The 21,526-nt window shown below is 68.0% G+C and carries 21 protein-coding genes; 14 read left to right on the top strand and 7 right to left on the bottom strand.

Going from position 1 to position 21,526, the window contains the following annotated elements; all coding sequences use genetic code 11:
• Nucleotides 1-19: 19 nt before the first annotated feature.
• On the bottom strand, nucleotides 20-544 hold the full coding sequence (locus HYG95_RS19570) for a helix-turn-helix domain-containing protein (RefSeq protein WP_255495551.1): 525 nt from the start codon (nucleotides 542-544) through the stop codon (nucleotides 20-22).
• Between the two features lie 92 nt (nucleotides 545-636).
• On the opposite strand from HYG95_RS19570, the gene HYG95_RS19565 reads away from it, so the two are divergent.
• The 5 genes from HYG95_RS19565 (at nucleotide 637) to HYG95_RS19545 (ending at nucleotide 4,328) form a co-directional block, all read left to right on the top strand.
• On the top strand, nucleotides 637-1,806 hold the full coding sequence (locus tag HYG95_RS19565; RefSeq protein WP_181699781.1) for a thiolase family protein: 1,170 nt from the start codon (nucleotides 637-639) through the stop codon (nucleotides 1,804-1,806).
• A 199-nt stretch (nucleotides 1,807-2,005) separates the two neighbouring features.
• Nucleotides 2,006-2,992, top strand: coding sequence for an o-succinylbenzoate synthase (locus HYG95_RS19560; protein WP_181699779.1), 987 nt, complete (start codon nucleotides 2,006-2,008; stop codon nucleotides 2,990-2,992).
• A gap of 87 nt (nucleotides 2,993-3,079) precedes the next feature.
• Nucleotides 3,080-3,511 carry a MarR family winged helix-turn-helix transcriptional regulator gene (locus HYG95_RS19555; protein WP_181699777.1) on the top strand — a complete coding sequence of 144 codons (432 nt, stop codon included), beginning with the start codon at nucleotides 3,080-3,082 and terminating at the stop codon, nucleotides 3,509-3,511.
• Between the two features lie 8 nt (nucleotides 3,512-3,519).
• Complete coding sequence (locus HYG95_RS19550; protein WP_181699774.1) at nucleotides 3,520-3,942, top strand: organic hydroperoxide resistance protein; 423 nt, start codon at nucleotides 3,520-3,522, stop codon at nucleotides 3,940-3,942.
• Between the two features lie 134 nt (nucleotides 3,943-4,076).
• A complete protein-coding gene (locus HYG95_RS19545; protein ID WP_181699771.1) occupies nucleotides 4,077-4,328 on the top strand; it encodes a hypothetical protein in 252 nt (83 codons plus the stop codon).
• Between the two features lie 7 nt (nucleotides 4,329-4,335).
• Here the strand turns inward: HYG95_RS19545 and HYG95_RS19540 are convergent, their stop codons facing one another.
• Both HYG95_RS19540 and HYG95_RS19535 read right to left on the bottom strand, forming a co-directional pair.
• Nucleotides 4,336-4,872, bottom strand: coding sequence for a TIGR04338 family metallohydrolase (locus HYG95_RS19540; RefSeq protein WP_181699769.1), 537 nt, complete (start codon nucleotides 4,870-4,872; stop codon nucleotides 4,336-4,338).
• Nucleotides 4,869-5,669 carry a DUF2786 domain-containing protein gene (locus tag HYG95_RS19535; RefSeq protein WP_181699864.1) on the bottom strand — a complete coding sequence of 267 codons (801 nt, stop codon included), beginning with the start codon at nucleotides 5,667-5,669 and terminating at the stop codon, nucleotides 4,869-4,871. The genes HYG95_RS19540 and HYG95_RS19535 overlap by 4 nt, the downstream gene beginning before the upstream one ends.
• A 320-nt stretch (nucleotides 5,670-5,989) precedes the next feature.
• Here HYG95_RS19535 and HYG95_RS19530 point away from each other — a divergent pair, with 320 nt between their 5' ends.
• From HYG95_RS19530 to HYG95_RS19505, 6 genes are all read left to right on the top strand, one after another.
• The gene (locus HYG95_RS19530) at nucleotides 5,990-7,267 is read left to right on the top strand and encodes an ABC transporter substrate-binding protein (protein WP_181699767.1); all 1,278 of its coding nucleotides are present in this window, start codon (nucleotides 5,990-5,992) and stop codon (nucleotides 7,265-7,267) included.
• A gap of 45 nt (nucleotides 7,268-7,312) precedes the next feature.
• Nucleotides 7,313-8,290, top strand: a complete 978-nt coding sequence (locus HYG95_RS19525) for a carbohydrate ABC transporter permease (RefSeq protein ID WP_181699764.1) — start codon at nucleotides 7,313-7,315, stop codon at nucleotides 8,288-8,290.
• On the top strand, nucleotides 8,290-9,189 hold the full coding sequence (locus HYG95_RS19520; protein WP_370465847.1) for a carbohydrate ABC transporter permease: 900 nt from the start codon (nucleotides 8,290-8,292) through the stop codon (nucleotides 9,187-9,189). Before HYG95_RS19525 ends, HYG95_RS19520 begins: the two co-directional genes overlap by 1 nt.
• Nucleotides 9,190-9,254: 65 nt before the next feature.
• Nucleotides 9,255-11,528 (top strand): transglycosylase domain-containing protein, encoded by a 2,274-nt coding sequence (locus HYG95_RS19515; RefSeq protein ID WP_181699762.1) that lies wholly within the window; start codon nucleotides 9,255-9,257, stop codon nucleotides 11,526-11,528.
• 169 nt (nucleotides 11,529-11,697) lie between these two features.
• Entirely contained in the window at nucleotides 11,698-12,162 is a 465-nt protein-coding gene (locus HYG95_RS19510) for a GyrI-like domain-containing protein (RefSeq protein ID WP_181699760.1), read from the top strand.
• Between the two features lie 3 nt (nucleotides 12,163-12,165).
• Entirely contained in the window at nucleotides 12,166-12,597 is a 432-nt protein-coding gene (locus tag HYG95_RS19505) for a GyrI-like domain-containing protein (RefSeq protein WP_067643408.1), read from the top strand.
• A 53-nt stretch (nucleotides 12,598-12,650) separates the two neighbouring features.
• Here the strand turns inward: HYG95_RS19505 and HYG95_RS19500 are convergent, their stop codons facing one another.
• From HYG95_RS19500 to HYG95_RS19485, 4 genes are all read right to left on the bottom strand, one after another.
• Nucleotides 12,651-13,760 (bottom strand): inositol-3-phosphate synthase, encoded by a 1,110-nt coding sequence (locus tag HYG95_RS19500; protein WP_181699757.1) that lies wholly within the window; start codon nucleotides 13,758-13,760, stop codon nucleotides 12,651-12,653.
• Nucleotides 13,753-14,310, bottom strand: a complete 558-nt coding sequence (locus HYG95_RS19495; RefSeq protein WP_067497596.1) for a PadR family transcriptional regulator — start codon at nucleotides 14,308-14,310, stop codon at nucleotides 13,753-13,755. Before HYG95_RS19495 ends, HYG95_RS19500 begins: the two co-directional genes overlap by 8 nt.
• Nucleotides 14,311-14,464: 154 nt before the next feature.
• A complete protein-coding gene (locus HYG95_RS19490) occupies nucleotides 14,465-15,253 on the bottom strand; it encodes a DUF1707 domain-containing protein (protein ID WP_181699754.1) in 789 nt (262 codons plus the stop codon).
• A gap of 4 nt (nucleotides 15,254-15,257) precedes the next feature.
• The gene (locus HYG95_RS19485; RefSeq protein ID WP_181699751.1) at nucleotides 15,258-16,322 is read right to left on the bottom strand and encodes a DUF1707 domain-containing protein; all 1,065 of its coding nucleotides are present in this window, start codon (nucleotides 16,320-16,322) and stop codon (nucleotides 15,258-15,260) included.
• A 123-nt stretch (nucleotides 16,323-16,445) separates the two neighbouring features.
• Between HYG95_RS19485 and HYG95_RS19480 the strand changes: the two genes are divergently transcribed.
• The 3 genes from HYG95_RS19480 to HYG95_RS19470 all read left to right on the top strand — a co-directional run.
• A complete protein-coding gene (locus HYG95_RS19480; RefSeq protein WP_181699749.1) occupies nucleotides 16,446-16,865 on the top strand; it encodes a DUF5318 domain-containing protein in 420 nt (139 codons plus the stop codon).
• A 789-nt stretch (nucleotides 16,866-17,654) separates the two neighbouring features.
• Nucleotides 17,655-19,829, top strand: a complete 2,175-nt coding sequence (locus HYG95_RS19475) for a transglycosylase domain-containing protein (RefSeq protein ID WP_220139617.1) — start codon at nucleotides 17,655-17,657, stop codon at nucleotides 19,827-19,829.
• A 21-nt stretch (nucleotides 19,830-19,850) separates the two neighbouring features.
• Nucleotides 19,851-21,526: glycosyltransferase 87 family protein (locus tag HYG95_RS19470; protein ID WP_181699747.1), on the top strand; the 1,676-nt coding region annotated here is incomplete at its 3' end.

The raw sequence follows: 21,526 nt of genomic DNA, 5'->3' as shown, positions 1-21,526 counted from the left end.
GCTTCCGTCGTCGTACCGATCAGGCACCGGTGCCATCCGGTCGGCGGCCCGCCTTCTTGCGGGCACGCAGGTAGTCCGGGTTGACGCGAACGGTGAGCTGTTCGAGTTCGACCGGTGTGCCGGTGGGTGTGGTGAGCCGCGCCCGGACCGGTTCGCCGGTTTCGGTATCGACGCGCAGTAGCGGCGCCGGGCCCGGCTGGAGGTAGGTGTCGCCCCACTGCCACAGCGCCACGACCGCCGGGAGTAGGTCCCTGCCCATCTGGGTGAGGATGTACTCGTGCCGGGTGCGCTTGCCTTCTTCCTGGTAGGGGCGCTTTTCCAGGATGCCCGCCGCGGTGAGTTTGCGGAGCTGGCTCGCCGCAGCCGCATCGGTGATGCCGACGCGGCGGGCGAAGCCGTCGAAGCGGGTGGTGCCGTAGTAGGCCTCGCGCAGGATGAGGACGGCCGAGCGGGTGCCGATGAGCTCCATGGCTCTGGCGATCGAACAGCCTTCGGTCTCCCACCTGCTCAGATCGGCCAAGGGTCCTTCCATCACCGCTGCCATAGCCGTCATCATACGCCTCCCTGACTTGAGCAAATGATAGTTAGCGTCTAATCTGGCTATTGTCTGATATAGCCAGAGGGAAGAGGACTCCCATGCGAGACGCGGTCATCGTCGAAGCGGTACGCACCCCCATCGGCCGGGGCAAACCCGACGGCGCACTCCACGACGTCCATCCCGTCGACCTGCTCGCGCACAGCCTGCGCGCGGTGATCGAGCGCAGCGGCATCGACCCGGCGCTGGTCGACGACGTGATCGGCGGCATCGTCACCCAGGTCGGCGAGCAGGGCGTGAATATGACCCGGCGGGCCGCACTGGCCGCCGGGTACCCCGAGTCGGTGCCGGCGACCACCGTCGACCGGCAGTGCGGAAGCAGCCAGCAGGCCATCCACTTCGCCGCGCAAGGCGTCATCGCGGGCGCGTACGACATCGTCGTCGCGGCAGGCGTCGAGTCCATGGGGCGAGTCCCGATGGGCGCCAGTGCGGTCGGGGCCGCCGATCTGTCCGGGGTCGCCTTCGCGCAGCGGTATCCGGAGGACCTGGTCCCGCAGGGCATCAGCGCCGAGCTCATCGCCGCCAAGTGGGGGCTGAGCCGCACCCAGCTCGACGAGTTCGCGCTGAACAGCCACGAAAAGGCCGCCCGCGCAACGAAAGATGGGCTCTTCGCCGACGAACTCGCCCCGCTGAACGGGTTGACCGCCGACGAGGGCATTCGCGTCGGCTCCACCCTCGAAACGCTGGCGAAGCTGAAGCCCGCCTACTACGACCCGGCCATGGCGGCGCGCTTCCCGCAGATCGGCTGGGAGATCACCGCCGCCTCCGCCAGCCAGGTCAGCGACGGCAGCTCGGCCGTGCTCATCATGTCGGGTGAGCGGGCCGAGCAGCTCGGCCTGCGCCCGCTTGCCCGGCTGCACAGCTTCGCCGTCGCGGGCGACGACCCGTTGCTCATGCTCACCGCGGTGATCCCCGCGACCGAGAAGGTGCTGCGCCGGGCGGGCCTCGACCTGTCCGACATCGACCTGATCGAGATCAACGAGGCGTTCTCGCCCGTCGTCCTGGCCTGGGCGCAGGAAACCGGCGCCGACCTCAGCAAGGTGAACGTCAACGGCGGTGCCATCGCCCTCGGTCACCCGCTCGGTGCCTCCGGGGCACGTCTGATGACCACCCTGGTACACGCCCTGCACCAGCGTGGCGCGCGTTATGGCTTGCAGACCATGTGCGAAGCGGGCGGGCTCGCCAACGCGACCATCATCGAAAGATTGTGAGTGCGGTCGTCGGCGGCGTCCACGCGGATGCCGCCGCCGACGGTCGTCCTCGGCTACGGCCGAGACCCGTCACCGGTGCGACGTATCCGACCGCGCTCGTTTCTGTGGTCTGGCCTGCGCCCTGACTTCTACGGTCCGGCGGACAAGTAGGCAGCGCAGGTCACCCTGTCCGATACTGCGCAACGCTTAGGGTGATGGCGTGGACTTCGAGACCTTCGTTTATGCGATTCCGCTGCGTACGCGGTTTCGGGGGATCACCGTGCGCGAGGGGATGCTGATTCGGGGGGAGAACGGGTGGGGAGAGTTCTGCGCGTTTCCCGAGTACGACGATCGGGAGGCGGCGGGGTGGTTGGCTACCGCTGTCGAGCAGGCGACGATCGGGTGGCCTGCGCCGGTGCGGGAGCGGGTGCCCGTGAACTGCATTGTGCCTGCCGTAGATCCCGAGCGTGCGGCGCGAATCGTCCGTGAATCCGGTTGTGCGACAGCGAAGGTTAAGGTCGCCGATCATCCTGATTCGTCGGCCGAGGATCTGGCGCGGGCGGCGGCGGTGCGGGCGGCGCTCGGGGATTCCGGCGCCGTCCGGGTCGACGCCAATGCGGCGTGGGATGTCGAGACAGCGGTGCGGCGAATTCGGGAAATCGATTCGGCGGCGGGCGGATTGGAGTACGTCGAGCAACCGTGCCGGAGCATCGAGGAACTCGCTGAGGTGCGGGCGCGGGTCTCGGTGCCGATCGCGGCCGACGAGTCGATCCGGCGGGCGGAGGACCCGTTGCGCGTTGCGGTGGCAGGCGCGGCGGATGTTGCGGTGCTCAAATGCACGCCGCTGGGTGGGGTGCGGCGGGCGCTCGCGGTCGCCGAGGCCGCCGGGCTGCCGACGGTGGTGTCGTCGGCACTGGAGACGAGTGTGGGGCTGGCAGCCCAGATCGCCCTGGCCGGGACGCTGCCGGAGCTCGAATTCGCCTGCGGTCTCGGCACTCTCGCGCTGTTCGAGGGCGATCTCGTTGCCGATTCGCTGCGACCGGTGGACGGGTGGTTGGCGGTGCCGACCAGTGCGCCGGAACCCGATCCCGCGGCGATGGATCGATACCGGCATCCGGATGCCGAGCGGGCCCAGTGGTGGATGCGGCGGTATGAACGGGTACGCGCATTGCTCGAGGACGGTTCAGCTGCCGACTCCGGTCCGTAGGCGCCACTCCTAGCCGCCTCGGCCACCGAGGGTAGCCATCGACCTATTTGATTGCACACAACTTAATTGTGCGCTATGGTTTTTCTCATGACCGACGGACTCACCCTCGACGAGCAGCTGTGCTTCCCGCTCTACGCGGCCTCGCGAGCGATGACGGCGGTCTACCGTCCGAAACTGGAACAACTAGGGCTCACCTACCCGCAGTACCTGGTGATGCTGGCGCTGTGGGAACGCGACGGCCGCAGCGTCGGCGAGCTCGGCAGGGCGCTCGATCTGGACTCCGGCACTCTGTCACCGCTGCTCAAGCGGCTGGAAGCAACCGGGTTCGTGCAACGCAGGCGCGCGGCCGACGACGAACGCCGCGTCGACATCGTGCTCACCGATCACGGGCGGGCTGTGCGCGCCCGAGCTTGCGCCATCCCCACGGAAATGGCGCAAGCCGCAGGTCTGACCGGCGACGAAGCCGCAGCCCTTCGCACTCTGCTCCGCAAACTGACCGATTCCCTCATCGAGAAATGAGACTCCCCATGCAGGTTCTCTACACCGCCGAAGCCCTTGCCACCGGCGAAGGCCGCACCGGCTCCGCCCGCACCACCGACGGCAAGCTCGACGTGGTGCTCGCCCCGCCGAAGGAAATGGGCGGCGACGGCGCAGGGACCAACCCCGAGCAGCTGTTCGCGGCAGGCTACGCCGCGTGCTTCCACTCCGCGCTGCGCCTGGTCGGTAAGAAGGCAGGCGCGAATATCGCCGATTCCGCTGTGGGCGCGCAGGTTTCGATCGGCCCGAACGACAAGGGCGGCTTCCAGCTCGCCGTCACCCTCGAGGTCACCCTTCCCCACCTCACCCGCGAGGAAGCGCAGCAGCTGGCCGACCAGGCACACCAGGTGTGCCCGTACTCCAACGCGACCCGCGGCAATATCGACGTCGACGTCCAGGTCACCGAGGACTGATCGGCAACACCCGTCCAATCGAGGTCCCGGTGCGCATGCACCGGGACCTCGAGCCTTATCTACAAGCGGCCGTTGAGAATTCATTAGCCCCCATCCCGCACGATCGACTCGTAGCCGAGAACGAAGGGGAAACAATGAGAACAGCAATTGCCGCCGCGATGATCGCCGCGTTCAGCGTGATGGGGGTCGGCGTGGCCGCCGCAGCGACACCAGACCCCGCGCAGTCGAGTTTCGTCGCTGCTCGGGGATCGCTCGGCGGTGGCGGGAGTGGCGGTTCGACGAGCGGTTCACCCTGCACGGACAGCAAGTCCTGCACCTCGACCGGTCCGCGCGGAAGCGGACAGGGCGGGCGCGGCAGCGCCCCGGGCAGCACCGGGGGCCGGTAATCGAGGCTTACCCGAAGCGGACTCCGCAACCGGCGAATGTCGCCCGGATCAGCAGAGCCGCTTCGGGACCGATCACGCCGTCGGCCAATTCCGCATAGCGAGTGCAGAATTCGGGTCCGTGCACCACTTCGTCGGGGGTCGGCGCCAAATGATGGGCGAGTTCGTGCAGAACAACCAGTTCGCGCAACGCCCATGCGGTGGCGCCGGTATGGAGTGGGACGGCGAGCACGGCAGCAGCACGTTCGTAATGTGCTGCGGCCGTGCCCGCCCGCGCACGGACCCGCACGGAAACCACCGCCCGATCCCATCGGGCTCGAACCCAATTCAGCGCGAGCACCTTGTCGACATAACTCTGCACCGATTCCACCGACGCGAATCGCCGCTCGACCGGCAAGGTCACCTGCGAACCATAGATATCGACAGTGCGATGCCCGAATTCCTCGGCGCGATCGAAGACACCACGCACCAACTGCTCGGCGTCGTACACCCGCGCCCGCTGCGTGTCGCGCCGCGGAGCCGGACGGGAAACATCGTCGCGATTCATCGTCCCGTGAGCTTGCCGCGAGCGGCAGGTAGTTCGGTGGCGGGGCCGAGGCGGGCGTTGCGGCCCGCCCGGTCGCCCGCTTGCCGGGCGGCGGCCGAGTGGCCGGTGGAGGTCTGCGGTCCACGCCAGGTGCCGCGCGCTTCCGAGGTGGCGGTGTAGAAGTCGGTGAGGGCGAGTTCCTTGTCGCGCAGGGCGAGTGCGGTTCCGGTCGACTCGACCGCCGATTCCTCGGCGACCACCTCGGCCTTCACCTCGGCCAGTCGAGCGCCGATCCGCGCCGCGAACGCCATCTGGAAATTCAGTCGCGCCGTCACACCGGCGACCGGGGCCTGCACCCTGCGACGGACCGTGCGGCCGAACCGCTTCTCGGCGACCACCTTCACCACCGTGGCCTCGCGATACGCACCCGACTTGATGTAGTGATCCGAGGCCCGCACCATCTGCACCAGCAGACTCGCGTACAGCGCCTCGCACGCGTCGATATCGGCTTCGAAACCGTAGGCGTAGACCTGCGTGGAGGTGCGCGCGACATCGCAGCGCACGTCGTTGGCCGTGGCGATGGCGACGAACAACTGCACGTAGGTGCGCAACCCCTTCCGCCCCGGCTCCCCGATCGGGATGATCCGCTGCACCGGGGTGGACCTGCGTTCGCGCCGCGCCACATGCGAGCGCGCCACCGCCAGATCGATCGACGACTTCGTCGCGAGCCGCTGCGCTGCCGCGAGAAAGGCCTCGGCCTCGTGTTCGTTGTCGGTGGCCTCGGCCTTGCGCAGCAAACCACCGATCCGGGAGAGCATCCGGTCCGGCCCCGCCGACGATGCAATGGTCACCCGATCGAGGGTAGGCCACCACACCGACACACTTCAGCACGCATAACCGCACTCCCCGCCACCACATCCCGACCTCGAGGAGGGATCGCCGCGCAGCGGCGGTTCGCGGCCGTCCCGACGATCAGGTGCCGTTGCGTAGGCGACGAAGGAGCAAGCAACGGTACCTGATCGTCGGGACCGGCGGGGCCGCGAACACGCGGCGCCCGCGCCGCCACAAATCCTGTATGTTTGCCCCTGCACCGACGCACTGTGCTGCTGCTCACTGTCTCGACCCTGGAGTGTCTGCGATGGCCTTGAAGTTTGTCCCCAGAGCGACGATGGCTGCTGCCTCGATTGCGTTGCTTACCGCATCGTTCGCCAGCGCCTGCTCGAGTGACAACGGCGGCAACGCCCTCGACCAGAACCTGACCGGGCGTGGGCCGATCACCTACGTCGAGGGTAAGGACGTCTCCGAGACCGGCATGGTCAAGCAGCTCATCGACCGCTGGAACGCCGCGCACCCGAACGAGCAGGTGACGTTCAAGGAGCAGTCGGCCGACGCCGACCAGCAGCGCGACGACATGGCCGAGCACTTCCGCTCCAAGCAGGACGGCTACGACGTGGTCGCCCTCGACGTGCCCTACACCGCGGAGTTCGCCGCCAAGGGCTGGATCCAGCCGCTCGAGGGCAGCTTCGCCATCGACACCGCGCCGCTGCTCGCGCCGACCGTCGCCAGCGCCACCTACAACGGCAAGCTGTACGCGGCACCGCGCAACACCAACGGCGGCCTGCTGTACTACCGCAAGGACCTGGTTCCCAACCCGCCGCGCACCTGGTCCGAGATGCTCGCCCAGTGCCAGATCGCGCGCGACAACAACATCGGCTGCTACGCCGGTCAGCTGTTCCCCTACGAGGGCCTGACCGTGAACACCTCCGAGGTCATCAACGCCTACGGCGGCAGCTTCGTCGGCGCCGACGGCAAGACCCCCACCGTGAACAGCCCCGAATCCAAAGAGGGGCTGAAGGTTCTGGTCGATGCCTACCAGCGCGGCGACATCCCCAAAGAGGCCATCAGCTTCAAGGAAGGCGAGAGCGCGAACGCGTTCGAGTCGGGCAAGCTGCTGTTCCTGCGCACCTGGCCGTACCTGTACGGCCAGGCCAACGGCGAGGGCTCGTCGGTGAAGGACCGCTTCGGCGTGGCACCGCTGCCCGGCAAGACCGATGTCGGCGCCTCGACCCTCGGCGGCTACAACGTCGCGATCAGCGCGTTCTCCAAGAACAAGGCCACCGCCGCCGACTTCGTTCGCTTCATGGTCAGCGAAGAGGCACAGCAGATCGTCGCCCAAGGCGCCTTCCCGCCGGTGCGTACCTCGCTCTACGACGACCCGGCACTGATCGCGAAGATGCCGTACCTGCCCGCGTTGAAGGAGTCGATCGCCAACGCGGTGCCGCGACCGGTCTCGCCGTTCTACGAGGCGGTGTCAAAGGCCATCCAGGACAACGCATATGCTGCCCTGAACGGCACGAAGTCCGTCGACGACGCAGTCGCAGGCATGCAAAAGGGCATCGAGACCGCTGGTTCGTAGCGGTACGCGCAGCGGACCCGACCAGACCGTAGGAGAGTAGAAACGGTGTCGGATCCTTCGGGAGCCAAGCAGCGCGGGCTAGCGCTGCAACTGAGGCAATCACGGCGGGCGTGGCTGTTCGTGACGCCGGTGATGGTGGCGCTGGCCGTGGTCATCGGTTATCCGGTGTTCCAGGCGCTGTGGATGTCGTTCCGCAAGGACGCCGGCATCGACCCCGCCACCGGCATGTTCGTCGAGGGCGGCAGCGCGGGTTTCGACAACTACACCCATTGGCTACTGCAGCAATGCAATTCGCTGATGGGTACGGTGTCGTGCCCGACCGGCACGCTCGGGTCGCAGTTCTGGGCGGCGGTCGGGGTCACCCTGTTCTTCACGGTGGTGACCGTGACGATCGAGGCGACCCTCGGCCTCGGCATGGCCATGGTGATGGGCAAGACCTTCCGTGGCCGGGCGCTGTTGCGAGCCGCGGTGCTGATCCCATGGGCCATCCCCACCGCTGTCACCGCGCGGCTGTGGGAGTTCATGTTCCAGTACGACGGCGTGGTGAACCGGGTGCTCGGCACCGAGATCCTGTGGACCTCGGATGTGTGGGCCTCGCGGTTCGCGGTGATCGTGGCCGACGTGTGGAAAACCACCCCGTTCATGGCGCTGCTGATCCTGGCCGGGCTGCAGGTGATCCCGAACGACGTGTACGAGGCGGCCAAGGTCGACGGCGCGTCGGCCTGGCAGCGGTTCGTACACATCACGCTGCCGCTGCTCAAGCCCGCACTGCTGGTCGCGGTGCTGTTCCGCACCATGGACGCGCTGCGCATGTACGACCTGCCCGCGATCATGACCGGCGCGAACCCGGCCACCAGCACCCTGTCGATCCTGGTGGTCGACCAGGTGCGCCAAGGTCCCAACAGCGCGGCCGCCCTGTCGACGATCACCTTCGTGCTGGTGTTCGCGATCGCGTTCCTGCTGGTGAAGGTGTTGGGCGCCAACGCCGTTCGCACGCAGGAAGAGCAGCGGAAGGCGAACTGATGAGCATCTCGATGACCAAAGAGCCCACCGTCGAACGCAAACCCGTTGCGGAACAGTCGGTTTCGTGGCGGAAACGGCTCGGAACAGTTCGCCTGTACCTCGGTGTGGCGATCGTGCTCGTGTGGGGGCTCGGACCGTTCTACTGGATGGCCGTTGTCGCGTTCCGCGACCCGGCCCACACCTTCGACAGCACTCCGTGGCCGACCCACGTGACGCTGGAGAACTTCCGCAACGCCTTCGACACCAGCCGCGGCAACGACTTCGGCAAGGCGCTGCTCAACAGCGTGATCATCGGCTCGGTGACGACGGCGGTCGCGTTGGTGCTCGGCGTGCTCGCCGCGTACGCGCTCGCCCGGATGACCTTCGCGGGCAAGTACCTGGTTTCGGGGCTGATCCTGTCGGCGTCGATGTTCCCCGCCGTCGTGCTGGTGACGCCGCTGTTCCAGCTGTTCACCGACCTCGGCTGGATCGGCCAGTACCAGGCGATGATCATCCCGAACATCTCGTTCGTACTGCCGATGACGGTGTACATCCTGGCGTCGTTCTTCGCCGAACTGCCCTGGGAGCTCGAAGAAGCCGCGCGCATCGACGGTGCGAGCAAGCTGCAGGCGTTCCGGCTGGTCATGCTGCCGCTGGCGGCGCCCGCGGTGTTCACCACCGCGATCCTGGCGTTCATCGCCTCGGTCAACGAATATCTGCTCGCCCGGTTGCTCTCCGGTGAGCAGACCAAGCCGGTGACGGTCGCCATCGCGAGCTTCTCCGGCAACGACCCGCTCGTCCAGCCGTACGCGGCGATCATGGCGGCCGGTGTGATCGTCACCGTACCGCTGGTGATCATGGTGCTGATCTTCCAGCGCCGCATCATCTCCGGCCTCACCGCGGGCGGCGTGAAGAGCTGACGGGCGCGCTCCTCCCGGGTTGTGCCGGTGCAGGCGGGTAAAGTCGCCTGCACCGACGGGAGGAGATGGTCGTGGCCGGCAGGCGCGGGCGTTCCGACGAGGACGTGCCGTATACCTCGATCGCGGGCTTCCGGGATCCTCTGCGCGAGCAGCAGCCGCGCAAAGGGGCGGCCCGGCGAGCCCAGGCTGCCCGGCTGGCGGGCGACGACGACCCGGAACCCCGCCCGCCGCGCACCAGGGCACAGCGGATCCGGCGGCTGGTCTTCGCGCTGTTCGTGATCTTCGTGTGTGTGCCCGCGCTGCTGTTCTTCGCGGTGTACTGGAGTTCGGAGATCCCCGAACCGGGCGAAGTGGCCGTCGAGCAACCGGCGACGGTGCTGGCCGCCGACGGCACCACGGTGCTGGCGAAAATCATTCCGCCGCAAGGCAACCGGATTCCGATTCCGCTGACCGAGGTGCCGATGCACGTGCGGGAGGCGGTGCTCGCGGCCGAGGACCGCACCTTCTACACCAACGCCGGATACTCCACGAGCGGGTTCCTGCGCGCGGCGCGGGACAACCTGGCCGGGCACGACAACGCCGGTGGCGGGTCGACGATCACCCAGCAGTACGTGAAGAACGCCTTCCTGAGTTCCGAACGCACCGTCACCCGCAAGATGCGCGAGCTCATCATCGCGGCGAAGATGTCGCGGCAGTGGAGCAAGGACGAGATCCTCGCCGCATATCTGAACACCATCTACTACGGTCGCGGCGCCTACGGCATCGCGGCGGCGGCCAAGGCGTACTTCGGTAAGCCGGTGCCGGAACTGACACTGGCCGAAGGCGCCGTGCTGGCCGCGGTGATCCGTTCACCCTCGGTGCTCGACCCGGAAACCCACTTCGACCAGTTGCGCGCCCGCTGGCAGTACGTGCTCGACGGGATGGTCGAGATGCGCGTGCTCGCCCCCGGTGACCGTGACGCGACGGTGTTCCCGCCGATCCTGGCCCTCGACGACGTGGCGACCGAGCCCGAGACATCGGGCCCCGAGGGCCACATCCGCACCATGGTGCTGCGGGAACTGCGCGCCGCCGGACTCACCGACGCCGACATCAATACCGGCGCCCTGCAGATCACCACCACCATCGACCCGGTCGCGCAGGCAGGCGCCGTCGACAGCGTGCGAGCCCGATCCTCTTGGCAGCCACCGGAATTGCGGGCGGCCGTAGTGTCGATCGATCCTCGAAGCGGTGCGGTGCGCGCCTACTACGGCGGCGAGGACGGCACCGGATTCGACTTCGCCCAGGCGCCGCTGCAAACCGGTTCGGCCTTCAAGGTTTTCGCGCTCGTCGCCGCCCAGATGCAGGGCATCCCGGTGACGCGGGCGATCGACAGTTCACCCATCACCGACCGTGGCACGACCATCACCAATGTGGACGGTGACTCGTGTGGGCGGTGTTCGCTGGCCGAGGCACTGAAACGCTCCCTCAACACCAGTTTCTACCGGCTCACCATGACGATGGCCGACGGTCCGCGCTCGGTGGCCCAGGCCGCCCATCTCGCTGGCATCCCCGAGCACATCCCGGGGGTGGAGGGCGAGACGCTCACCGAGAACGGCGAGCCGCCGCTCAACGGAATCGTGTTGGGGCAGTATCTTGTTCGGCCGATCGATATGGCATCGGCGTATGCCACCCTCGCCGCGTCGGGGGTGTACCGGCAGCCGTACTTCGTGCAGCGGGTGACCACCGGCAACGGCCGGGTGCTGCTCGATCGTGGACCGCCGGAAACCCGCAGGGGCAAACAACTTCCGGAGCCGGAACAGCGCATCAGCCCGGCCATCGCCGACGCGACCACGCGGGCGATGGAGCCGATCGCCAACTACTCCAACGGGCACGGCCTGGCGGGGGGCAGGCCGTCGGCGAGCAAGACGGGGACGACCCAGCTGGGTGAGACCAAGGCCAACAAGGACGCCTGGATGGTCGGGTACACGCCGTCGCTGTCGACAGCGGTGTGGGTGGGCACCGAGCATCCGCAACCGCTGCGCGACGGACGCGGCAACCCGATCTGGGGTTCGGGGCTGCCCGCCGACATCTGGAAGCAGACGATGGACTCCGCGCTCGCCGGTTCGCCGGTGGAGGAGTTCCCGACTCCGCCGTTGGGCGGCAGCGGGTCACTGGTACCTGCCCCGCCGCCCTCGTCCGGTGGCGGCGGTGGCGGTGGCGGTGGCGGTGGCTTCGACATCCTCAACCCGCCGAGCGACACACCACGCAATCCGGCGCCGATCATCATCATCCCGCCCGCTCCGAGCCCCAGTACACCCGGCGAATGGTTCCCCGGACTGGGTGGTGAGGCGCCGCGATAGATCACGGATTGGACAGGCGTGACCACACATCTGCACGAACATGGCAACATCGTTGGCCAGTGCGCATCCGGAGTCGGGCGCCGGCGGAATCCCGGCGCGGAACCTGTCGTATCCATGCGGGAAGATGTGCGCTCGAGCGACGACGAGACTAGACATAGGGGCTACGCAGGTGGATTTCAATGTCGTTGACCGTCCCGAGATGCTGATCGCGGGCACAGTGCTGCGCAGTCCGGCGCTCGCTGTGGAGGGGCCGCGACGCGCCAAAGTGGTGGAAGCGTGGCAGCGGCTACGGGCACGACAGGACTTACCCGGACCGTTCGCGACGGGCTACGTCGACTTCGCTCCGGAGATCAACTCCTACCTCACCCATATCGTCGGCTACGAATGCAAAACCCTTGCCGACCTGCAGGTAGGCGATGTGCTCGCGCGGATTCCGGCGGGCCGCTACGCGCGGTTCGTGGCGCACGGTGACGAGATCGGCGACACCATCGTCGCCCTGTGGCGGCAGGTGTGGGACGCCGAGGCCGCGGGCGAGTTCGTGCGCGCCTACACCGGCGACTGCGAGCAGTACCCCGACGAACGCACCGTCGAGATCTTCGTTTCCTTGACCGACGACGCGCAGAGCGGGGAATAGCCGATGACCGCCGACTTCGAGATCGTCACCCTGGACAACAGCCTGATCGCCGGACTCACCGTGCCGCTGGCCGGTCGCGAGGTCACCGCCCGCGATCTCGACCTGGTGAACTTCACCTGGGACCGCTACCTGTCCCGCGAGAAGCCGGTCACCCGTGCCGCCGCCTACATCGGCCAGAACGACCACGCCGTGGCCGTCCTCGGCTACGAGGTCGCCGGCCTCGACGACGTGGACGAAGGCGACGTCCTGACCCGCATTCCCGCGGGCCGCTACGCAAAATTCGTCGTCTCCGACAAGCCCTACGACCTCCTGCGCACCGCGTGGGCCCAGGTGATCAAGGCCGAGAACGCCGGGACCATCACCCGCTCCCACACCGCGGAACTGGAGCGCTACACCGGCCCGACCAGCGTCGAGGTGTACGTCTCCCTCGATTGAGCAGACAAAAAAGCCGGGCGCACCGATGTGCGCCCGGCCTTTCTGTTCAGTGACTAGTCGGCACCGATGATGAAGGCCTCGAGCTGCTTGCGCGCGACATCGTCGGCGATCTGCTCCGGCGGGGACTTCATCAGGTAGGCCGAGGCCGGGATGACCGGCCCGCCGATGCCGCGGTCCTTGGCGATCTTGGCCGCGCGCACCGCGTCGATGATGATGCCCGCCGAGTTCGGCGAGTCCCACACCTCGAGCTTGTACTCCAGGTTCAGCGGCACATCGCCGAAGGCGCGACCCTCGAGGCGCACGTAGGCCCACTTGCGGTCGTCGAGCCACTCCACGTAGTCCGAGGGACCGATGTGGACGTTGCGGTCGTGCACCTTGCCCGCCAGCGAACCGCTCAGGTTCGAGGTGACGGCCTGGGTCTTGGACACCTTCTTGGACTCCAGGCGCTCACGCTCGAGCATGTTCTTGAAGTCCATGTTGCCGCCGACATTGAGCTGGTAGGTGCGGTCCAGCGCCACGCCGCGGTCTTCGAACAGCTTGGCCATCACGCGGTGGGTGATGGTCGCGCCGACCTGGGACTTGATGTCGTCGCCGACGATCGGCACACCGGCATCGGTGAACTTCTTGGCCCACACCGGGTCGGAGGCGATGAACACCGGCAGCGCGTTGACGAACGCGACACCCGCGTCGATGGCGCACTGGGCGTAGAACTTGTCGGCCTCTTCCGAACCCACCGGCAGGTAGGACACCAGCACGTCGACGTTCGCGTCCTTCAGCGCCTTCACGACGTCGACCGCGGGGGCCTCGGACTGCTCGATGGTCTCGGCGTAGTACTTGCCGATGCCGTCGAGGGTCGGGCCACGCAGGACCGTCACGTCGGTGGGCGGCACGTCGGAGATCTTGATGGTGTTGTTCTCGCTGGCGAAGATGGCCTCGGCCAGGTCGAAGCCGACCTTCTTGGCGTCGACGTCGAACGCGGCGACGAACTTCACGTCCTTGACGTGGTAGGGACCGAACCGGACGTGCATCAGACCCGGAACGACCGCGTTCTCATCGGCGTCCTTGTAATACTGCACGCCCTGCACCAGCGACGATGCGCAGTTGCCGACACCGACGATCGCGACGCGTACTTCGCCGGATCCAACCTTGTTGACATCACTCATGGCCGCTCTTTCCCTCTTTCTGTGGTGCCGCCTTCGTCGATTGCTCCGCCGCAATCAACTCGTTGAGCCAGCGCACTTCGCGCTCGCTTGATTCCAATCCGAGCTGGTGGAGCTGGCGGGTGTAGCGATCCAGCGAGCCGCTGGCCTTCTTGATCGCTTCCCGCAGACCCTCTCGGCGCTCCTCGACCTGGCGTCGCCTGCCCTCCAGGATCCGCATCCTCGCCTCGGCGGGGGTGCGGCTGAAAAAGGCCAGATGAACACCGAAGCCGTCATCGGTGTAGTTCTGCGGACCGGTATCGGCGAGGAGTTCTTTGAACCGTTCCCGCCCGACCGGCGTGAGCCGGTAGACGCGGCGCGCACGGCGCGCGGTCGCGCCCTCCGGTATCTCCTCGGCGATCAACCCGTCGGCCTGCATCCGGCGCAGCGTCGGGTAGAGCGAACCGTAGGAGAAGGCCCGGAACGCCCCGAGCAGGCCCGTCAACCGCTTGCGCAGCTCGTAACCGTGCATGGGCGCGTCGAGGAGCAGGCCGAGAATCGCCAACTCGAGCATGCCGACCTCACTCCCTGACTATGACGGCCTGACAGGCCGAACGGACCTAACCGATGGATGCGACTTCCCACTATATCGGAGCGATACATCAGGGCGTAGTCGTATCCCTCACATGAGCAGGGGACCGACTGCCCGGTTCGGGCGAATCAGCAGGTCAGGCGTCTGCCGGGTGCACCGCGATGGGTTCACCGCTGAGCCGGATCTTCAGATATCCGCTCTGTTCCGCCTCGTTCTTGACGTAGATGCTGATCTCGGGTTCGGCATCTTTGCCGCCGGCCGGTGGGAACCGGACGAGTACGTGTGACACCCAGCCGCCGGGCACGCGGGTGGTCTGCGGAGCACCCGACATCATCCGCGCGTACTTCGCCAGGTCGACGGTGGCCAGGTCGAACGAGCGGGTGTCGGGCGGTCGCGAACCGGGCGAACCCCACCGGTCGAAATCGCCACGATATTGCAGCTCGTCCTGCTTGCCCGGCTTCCCGGAATCACGCTCGACCAGCGCGTACTCCGGGTAGAGCGTCAACTCGTCGGCGAGCGCGCTTCCGTATTCGGCGCGGTAGTCGGCGAGGAAATGGGCGAAGCCGTTGCCGGTCGTGAGATCGGGCAGCGGCGGCGCGAGGACGGTACTGCGCCCGAGCAGACCGGCACCCGCGCCGACCAGGCCGGCGAGGATCACCGCGCCCACCGGGAGCCACCAGCGGCGCGGGGCGCGGGGGATACCGCGCGCGACGGGGGTGGCGGCCAGGCCGTCGGGGATCTGCAGGTCGTCGACGAGGCGGTCGAGGTCGCCGAAGGTCTCGGCGCGCATGGCGGTGGCGGTGCGCCTGCCGTGCTCGGCCTCGGTGAGCTGACCGTCGGCCAGGGCGGCGTCGAGCAGGGCGCACACGTCGGCGCGGTCGGCGTCGCGGGCCCGCAGGTTCTTCGCCGGGGAGGTGGTCTTCATGCCGTCATCTTTCGTACGGGTAGGTCTTCAGCACTTCGCCCGAGAGCGCGAGGACGAGATGCGCGGACTGGGAGACCTCGTTGCGCACGTAGACCGTGATCGAGGGCCTGCCGGCCCAGCTGTCGTTGGCGATCCGGTAGTGGGAGACCACACCGTCGGGGACGCCGAGGGTGGTCGCGGCGGTGTTCAGCACCGCGCCGAGAGCATCGGTGTTCACCTGTGCCAGGTCGATGTCGACTGCCTTGCGGTCACGGGTGGTGACCTGCGAATTCGAGCGTTCGAACCCGCCACGATAGGTGTAGCTCACCGTCCAGTCGCCGTTGTCGGGTGCGCGGCGGACCGCCGAGGCGTGCTCGTCGTGCAGCACGGCCTCGTCGACGACGGCGTCGCCGAACTTGGTGCGGTAGTCGTCGCGGAACTGCACGAATCCGGCGATGGTGTTGAGGTTCGGGGTGGGGATCACCAGGGGTGGGGCCGCGTCGTAGTTGATCGATGCGGCGGCTTCCGCCGCGGCCGGTTCGTCGGCCCGGATCGTCCAGGCGAAGCCGCCGACCGCCGCGAGCACGACGGCCGCGATCGTCGCGATGCGGAAGGTGTTGCGCGCCTTGGGCTTCACCGGCGCCGCCGGGCGCTGCTGCAACTCGGCGACGAGGGTGGCCAGCTCACCGAGCGTGCGCGCTTCGGCGGCCAGCTCGGTCATCGCCGTGTGCTCCTCGGCGTCGAGCTGACCGTCGGCGCGGGCCGTGTCGAGGGCGGCGATCGTGCGTGCCCGGTCGGCGTCGCGCGCCTTGGTCCTGGTCGGGTACTCGCCGGAATGCCTGCGGCCGAAGCGCTTCCGTTCGGTGGTCGGGCCGAATACCGCGGGCGACTGCAGATCGGCGGTCAGACCACGCAATTCACCGAGCGTGCGTGCCGAACCGGCCCGTTCCACCCGGTCGTGGTACTCCTGGGCACCGAGCTGGCCCTCGGCGTAGGCCGCGTCAAGCACGGTCGACACCTCGGCGCGATCGATATCACGCGCCCTCGTCCGGGAATCGGCGGCGGAATGCGCCTGCGGGGGATCTGCCATCTGCTTGCCACGCCTCACCTGCGAAAAGACCCGGAAAGTACCCGGTATCGGGAGTCTAAGGCCGCAGGGGGCAACAAGCGGTGGCACCGGCGGTGAAAATCAATCCCGGCTACTCTGGTGATCGTGCGAATTCAGCGGCAGGTGGTGGACTATGCGCTCCGGCGCAGGTCGCTGCTCGCCGATGTCTACGCGGGGCGGGTCGGCGTCGCCGAGGTGTGCGATGCCAATCCCTACCTGCTGCGGGCCGCGAAGTTCCACGGTCGCGGCAGTGAGGTGACCTGCCCGATCTGCCGAAAAGAGCAGCTGACGTTGGTGTCGTGGGTGTTCGGCGACGGGCTCGGCCAGGCGGCCGGGTCGGCGCGCACACCCGACGAATTGACGCGGATGGCAGAGTCGAACGAGGAATTCTCGGTGCATGTCGTCGAGGTGTGCCGCTCGTGCAGCTGGAACCACCTGGTGCAGTCGTACGTGCTCGGGTCGGCGCCCGCGCCCGCCCGCCGCCGGGCGAGCCCCAGAGCGGGACGTCGCTCTGCCGCCGAATGACGGCGGCCGCATGATGCGCCGCAGTTCGGGGTGCAAGATATCCGCGCCGGTTCGCCGGCGCGGATGTTGTGTGCCGGTTGAACCTTACGAGTTATGGAGATCTGGTCAGTGAGTTCGCCCTACGAGCCCTCCCCCTACGGTGACGATCCGCGCGGCGGCCGCCCGTTGCGGGGCGCACAACCAGGTCCGCAGTCCGGTGATCGTCCCGTGGGGCCGCCGCGTCGGCCGACGCCGCCTGCCGGTCCGCCGCGTCCGCAGGGTGGACCCGGTGGGCGTCCACCCGCGCCGGATGGGCGTCCGCCCGCCCCGGGTGGGCGTGGGCCTGTGCCGGGGGCGCGTGGTCCGCAGCCGCAGAACCGTCAGCCTGCGCCGCCGCCGGGTGGGGTGCCGCCGCGTCGGCCGGGTCAGCCCGGTCAGCGTCCCGGTGCGCCGCAAGGCAGGCCCGCGCCGGGACGTCCGGCTGCGCCCGCCGCGGGGGCTGCCGGCGCCACTCAGAAACTTCCCCGTCCCGGTGTCGACGAGTCGACGGTGCGGGCGAATCATCCGCCGCGGACCGTGCGCGAGGAGGCAGGTCGTCCGCGGACCGGTGGCACTCCAGTCGCCGCGCGACCCGGCGCGGGTCGCCGCCCGGGCGGACCGAACACCGGTGAACGCCGCGCCACCGGTGCGGGCGGCACACCGCCGCCGGTCGGGCCACGCAATCGCCGCGATGGTGGCGGGGGCGACGACGGCTCGGGTAGGGATGGTTCGGTGACCAAGAAATCGCCGTGGCGTGCCGTGCGCCGGACAATGTATGTCCTGATGGCCTTGGCCATCGTCGTGCCGAGTGCCGTTTTCCTCGTCGCCTACACCACCGTTTCGGTGCCCAAGCCGGAAGACCTCGAGACCAATCAGGTCGCCATGATCTACGCCTCCGACGGGACGAGCGTGATCAGCAAGGTGGTGCCGCCGCAGGGCAACCGCACCGAGGTCTCCATCGACCAGATCCCGCCGCATGTGCGCAATGCCGTGATCGCCGCCGAGGACCGCGACTTCTACACCAACCCGGGCTTCTCGGTGTCGGGCTTCGCCCGCGCCGCCCGCGACAACATCCTCGGCAAGGAGAGCGCCGGTGGTGGTTCGACCATCACCCAGCAGTACGTGAAGAACGCGCTGGTCGGTGACGAGCGCTCGATGACCCGAAAGATGCACGAGCTGGTGATCTCGGCCAAGATGGCCCGCCAGTGGAGCAAGGAGGAAATCCTTGCCGCCTACCTGAACACCATCTACTTCGGTCGTGGCGCGTACGGCATCGACGCCGCCGCCAAGGCCTACTTCGGCAAGCCGGTGCAGGAGCTGTCGGTGTCCGAGGGCGCCGTCCTCGCCGCGACCATCCAGCTGCCCTCGCTGCTCGACCCGGAGAAGAACCCCACCGGCGCGAAGTCGCGCTGGAACTACGTGCTCGACGGCATGGTCTCGGGCGGCAACCTCGCCGCGGCCGAACGTCAGTCGATGCAGTACCCGGCCGTGGTGCCCGCCGCGTCGCTCGGCGAGAACAGCCTGGACTCCGGGCCCGAAGGACACGTGAAGAACCGGGTGCTCGAAGAGCTGTCGGCCGCGGGGATCAGTGAGCAGCAGCTCAACACCGAGGGTCTGCAGATCACCACGACCATCGACCCGAAGGCGCAGGAGGCCGCGGTGAACGCCGCGCGCAACAAGCTCGACGGTGAACCCGAGAACCTGCGCACCGCGGTGGTGTCCATCGACCCGCGCACCGGTGCTGTCCGCGCCTACTACGGCGGTGAGGACGGCCAGGGCTACGACTTCGCCAACGCGGGTCTGCCGACCGGTTCGTCGTTCAAGGTGATCGGTCTTGCCGCCAACCTCGAGCAGGGCATTCCGCTGTCGCAGATGTACGACAGCTCGCCGCTCAAGGTCAACGGCATCGAGATCAACAATGTCGAGGGCCAGTCGTGCGGTATGTGCACGATCGCCGAGTCGCTGAAGCGTTCGCTGAACACCAGCTTCTACCGGATGCAGCTCGACATGCAGAACGGTCCGCAGAAGATCGCCGACATGGGTCACAAGCTCGGTATCGCCAAGGAACTGCCGGGCGTCGGCCCCACGCTTACCGAGCCCAACGGTGCGGGCCCCAACAACGGCATCATCCTCGGCCAGTACCAGTCGCGTCCGCTCGACATGGCCTCGGCCTACGCCACGCTGGCCGCCTCCGGCATGTACCACGCACCGCATTTCGTGCAGCGCGTCGTCACCGCCGACGGGCAGGTGCTGCTCGATCGCGGCGAACCGGCCGGTGAGCAGCGGGTCAGCGCGGCCGTCGCCGACAACGTCACCGCGGCGATGAAGCCGATCGCGGCCTACTCCAACAACCACAACCTGGCCGGTGGCCGGGAATCGGCCGCCAAGACCGGTACCCACCAGCTCGGCGACACCGGCAACAACCGCGACGCCTGGATGGTCGGTTACACGCCGTCGCTGTCGACTGCGGTGTGGGTCGGTACCGAACAGGGTGACCCGCTGAAGAACTACGGCGGCTCGCACATCTACGGTTCCGGCCTGCCGTCCGACATCTGGAAGGCCACGATGGACGGCGCCCTGGCGGGCACCCCCACCGAGACGTTCCCCAAGCCTGCCGCGATCAAGGGCCAGGCCGGTGTGCCGGAATGGTCGGCGCCCTACACGGCGCCGGAAACCACCGCGCCCACCATCGCGCCGCCGGTGATCGTGCCGTCGCAGGTGGAAATCCTGCCCGGCATCCGCATCCCCGTGCCCGGTGTTCAGCAGCCCGCCGTGCAGCAGCCGCAGCAGGCGGAGCCGACCACCGGCCCGCTGCCCGGTCAGCCGACCGCGACTCCCGGTGAGTCCCCCGGCAACGGCAACGGTGGTGGCAGGCCGGGTGGCGGCGGCGGCAACGACGACGAGGAGAGCGGCGGCGCGGGAGCCACACCGACGCGCTCCCGATAGCCACCGGTAGCCTCGGATGTCGTGACCGATCAGCAACTCGCGGACCAGCCGGCGCCGAATGACACCTGGCCCGGCCGCGAGCCGCAGTACGTGTCGCCCGCACCACTGGCACCGGACCTGCGTTCGATCGACGCGCGAGACCGCCCGAGCCGCAACGATTCCCTCACCGCGCAACTGTCGACGGTGATCGGCGGCCCGGTCGGCGAGCACGCGCTGATCGGGCGGGTCCGGTTCTGGACGCCGCTGCGGGTGCTGTTCGCCTTCACCGTTGTCTTCCTCGCGCTGGGCTGGGCGACGAAGGCCGGCTGCATCCAGCAGACCGACGACGGCGCGGGCGGGCTGATGCTCGACTGGAACAACGGCCGCCAGTACGTGGCGATGTGCTACTCCGACACGGTGCCGCTCTACGGCGCCGAGCGGCTCAACGAGGGCGCGTTCCCGTACAAGAAGTATTGGCTCGAGTCGACCCCCGACGGTGGCACCGAGGTCAGATACATGGAGTACCCGGTGCTTTCGGGGCTCTACCAGTACGCGGCCATGCAGGTCGGCAATGTGTGGGATCACCTGCCGCTGCCCGGTGCGCTGTCGGTTGTCGTGTACTTCAATGTGGTCGCGCTCGGGTTGGCCGTCGGGTGGTTGATCACGGTGTGGGCGTCGTCGCGACTAGCCGGGCGACGGGTCTGGGATGCCGCGTTGATCGCGGTGTCGCCGTTGGTGATCGTGCACATCTTCACCAATTTCGACGCCCTGGCAACGGCTTTCGCGGCCACCGGCCTGCTGGCGTGGGCGCGGCGGCGGCCGGTGCTCGCGGGGGTGCTGCTCGGTCTGGGTGGTGCCGCGAAGTTGTATCCGCTGCTGCTGCTCGGACCGATCATTGTGCTGTGCCTGCGCACCGATCCGATGCGGCGTCTGCCCGCCGCCCAGGCCGGTCTGCGATTACGCGATATCGACAGCCTCGCCGCGGCCCGCGTTTGGCTGCGCGCAACACCGACGCGGACACAGGTTTTCGCGCAGCGTCCGCTCGGCTCGGCCACGCTCGCCGTGGCGGCGGCACTCGGCACGTGGGGTGCGGTGAACCTGCCGATCGCGGTGTTGTTCCCGAACGGGTGGCGAGAGTTCTTCCGTCTCAACACCACCCGTCACGCCGACCCCGACTCGATCTACAACGTGATCTCCTCGTTCACCGGCTGGGAGGGCTTCGACGGTCCGCTGTCGCACGGTGAACCCCCGACAATCCTGAACACGGTCTCGCTGCTGCTGTTCGTGCTGGCCTGCGCGGGCATCGCCTATCTGGCACTCACCGCCAACCGCCGTCCCCGCCTCGCCCAGCTGTGCTTCCTGGTGGTCGCCGCGTTCCTGCTCACCAACAAGGTGTGGAGCCCGCAGTACTCCCTGTGGCTGGTCCCCCTCGCCGTCCTGGCGCTGCCCCACCGCCGAATCCTGTTGGCCTGGATGACAATCGATGCCCTCGTCTGGGTACCGCGCATGTTCTACTACCTCGGCGAAGACAACAAGGGCCTGCCCGAACAGTGGTTCACCAGCACGGTTGTACTGCGTGACCTGGCCGTCGTCGGCCTGTGCGCCATGATCATCTACCAAATCCTGCGCCCCGAAACCGACCTGGTCCGCCGCGACCACGTAGACGACCCCGCCGGCGGCATCCTCGACCGCGCCCCGGACCCCCTCCTCCCCTGGCT

The organism is Nocardia sp. GTS18 (genome assembly GCF_013839555.1).
GTDB lineage: Bacteria > Actinomycetota > Actinomycetes > Mycobacteriales > Mycobacteriaceae > Nocardia > Nocardia rosealba.
Note: the sequence above shows the minus strand (reverse complement) of the source record. Positions and strands in the feature narration are given on the sequence as shown.

Coding starts and splice junctions, on each gene's coding strand:
- HYG95_RS19570 (WP_255495551.1), bottom strand. CDS start 544: ATGGCAGCGGTGATGGAAGGACCCTTGGCCGATCTGAGCAGGTGGGAG.
- HYG95_RS19565 (WP_181699781.1), top strand. CDS start 637: ATGCGAGACGCGGTCATCGTCGAAGCGGTACGCACCCCCATCGGCCGG.
- HYG95_RS19555 (WP_181699777.1), top strand. CDS start 3,080: ATGACCGACGGACTCACCCTCGACGAGCAGCTGTGCTTCCCGCTCTAC.
- HYG95_RS19550 (WP_181699774.1), top strand. CDS start 3,520: ATGCAGGTTCTCTACACCGCCGAAGCCCTTGCCACCGGCGAAGGCCGC.
- HYG95_RS19545 (WP_181699771.1), top strand. CDS start 4,077: ATGAGAACAGCAATTGCCGCCGCGATGATCGCCGCGTTCAGCGTGATG.
- HYG95_RS19540 (WP_181699769.1), bottom strand. CDS start 4,872: ATGAATCGCGACGATGTTTCCCGTCCGGCTCCGCGGCGCGACACGCAG.
- HYG95_RS19535 (WP_181699864.1), bottom strand. CDS start 5,669: ATGCTCTCCCGGATCGGTGGTTTGCTGCGCAAGGCCGAGGCCACCGAC.
- HYG95_RS19530 (WP_181699767.1), top strand. CDS start 5,990: ATGGCCTTGAAGTTTGTCCCCAGAGCGACGATGGCTGCTGCCTCGATT.
- HYG95_RS19520 (WP_370465847.1), top strand. CDS start 8,290: ATGAGCATCTCGATGACCAAAGAGCCCACCGTCGAACGCAAACCCGTT.
- HYG95_RS19515 (WP_181699762.1), top strand. CDS start 9,255: ATGGTCGTGGCCGGCAGGCGCGGGCGTTCCGACGAGGACGTGCCGTAT.
- HYG95_RS19505 (WP_067643408.1), top strand. CDS start 12,166: ATGACCGCCGACTTCGAGATCGTCACCCTGGACAACAGCCTGATCGCC.
- HYG95_RS19500 (WP_181699757.1), bottom strand. CDS start 13,760: ATGAGTGATGTCAACAAGGTTGGATCCGGCGAAGTACGCGTCGCGATC.
- HYG95_RS19495 (WP_067497596.1), bottom strand. CDS start 14,310: ATGCTCGAGTTGGCGATTCTCGGCCTGCTCCTCGACGCGCCCATGCAC.
- HYG95_RS19490 (WP_181699754.1), bottom strand. CDS start 15,253: ATGAAGACCACCTCCCCGGCGAAGAACCTGCGGGCCCGCGACGCCGAC.
- HYG95_RS19485 (WP_181699751.1), bottom strand. CDS start 16,322: ATGGCAGATCCCCCGCAGGCGCATTCCGCCGCCGATTCCCGGACGAGG.
- HYG95_RS19475 (WP_220139617.1), top strand. CDS start 17,655: ATGTATGTCCTGATGGCCTTGGCCATCGTCGTGCCGAGTGCCGTTTTC.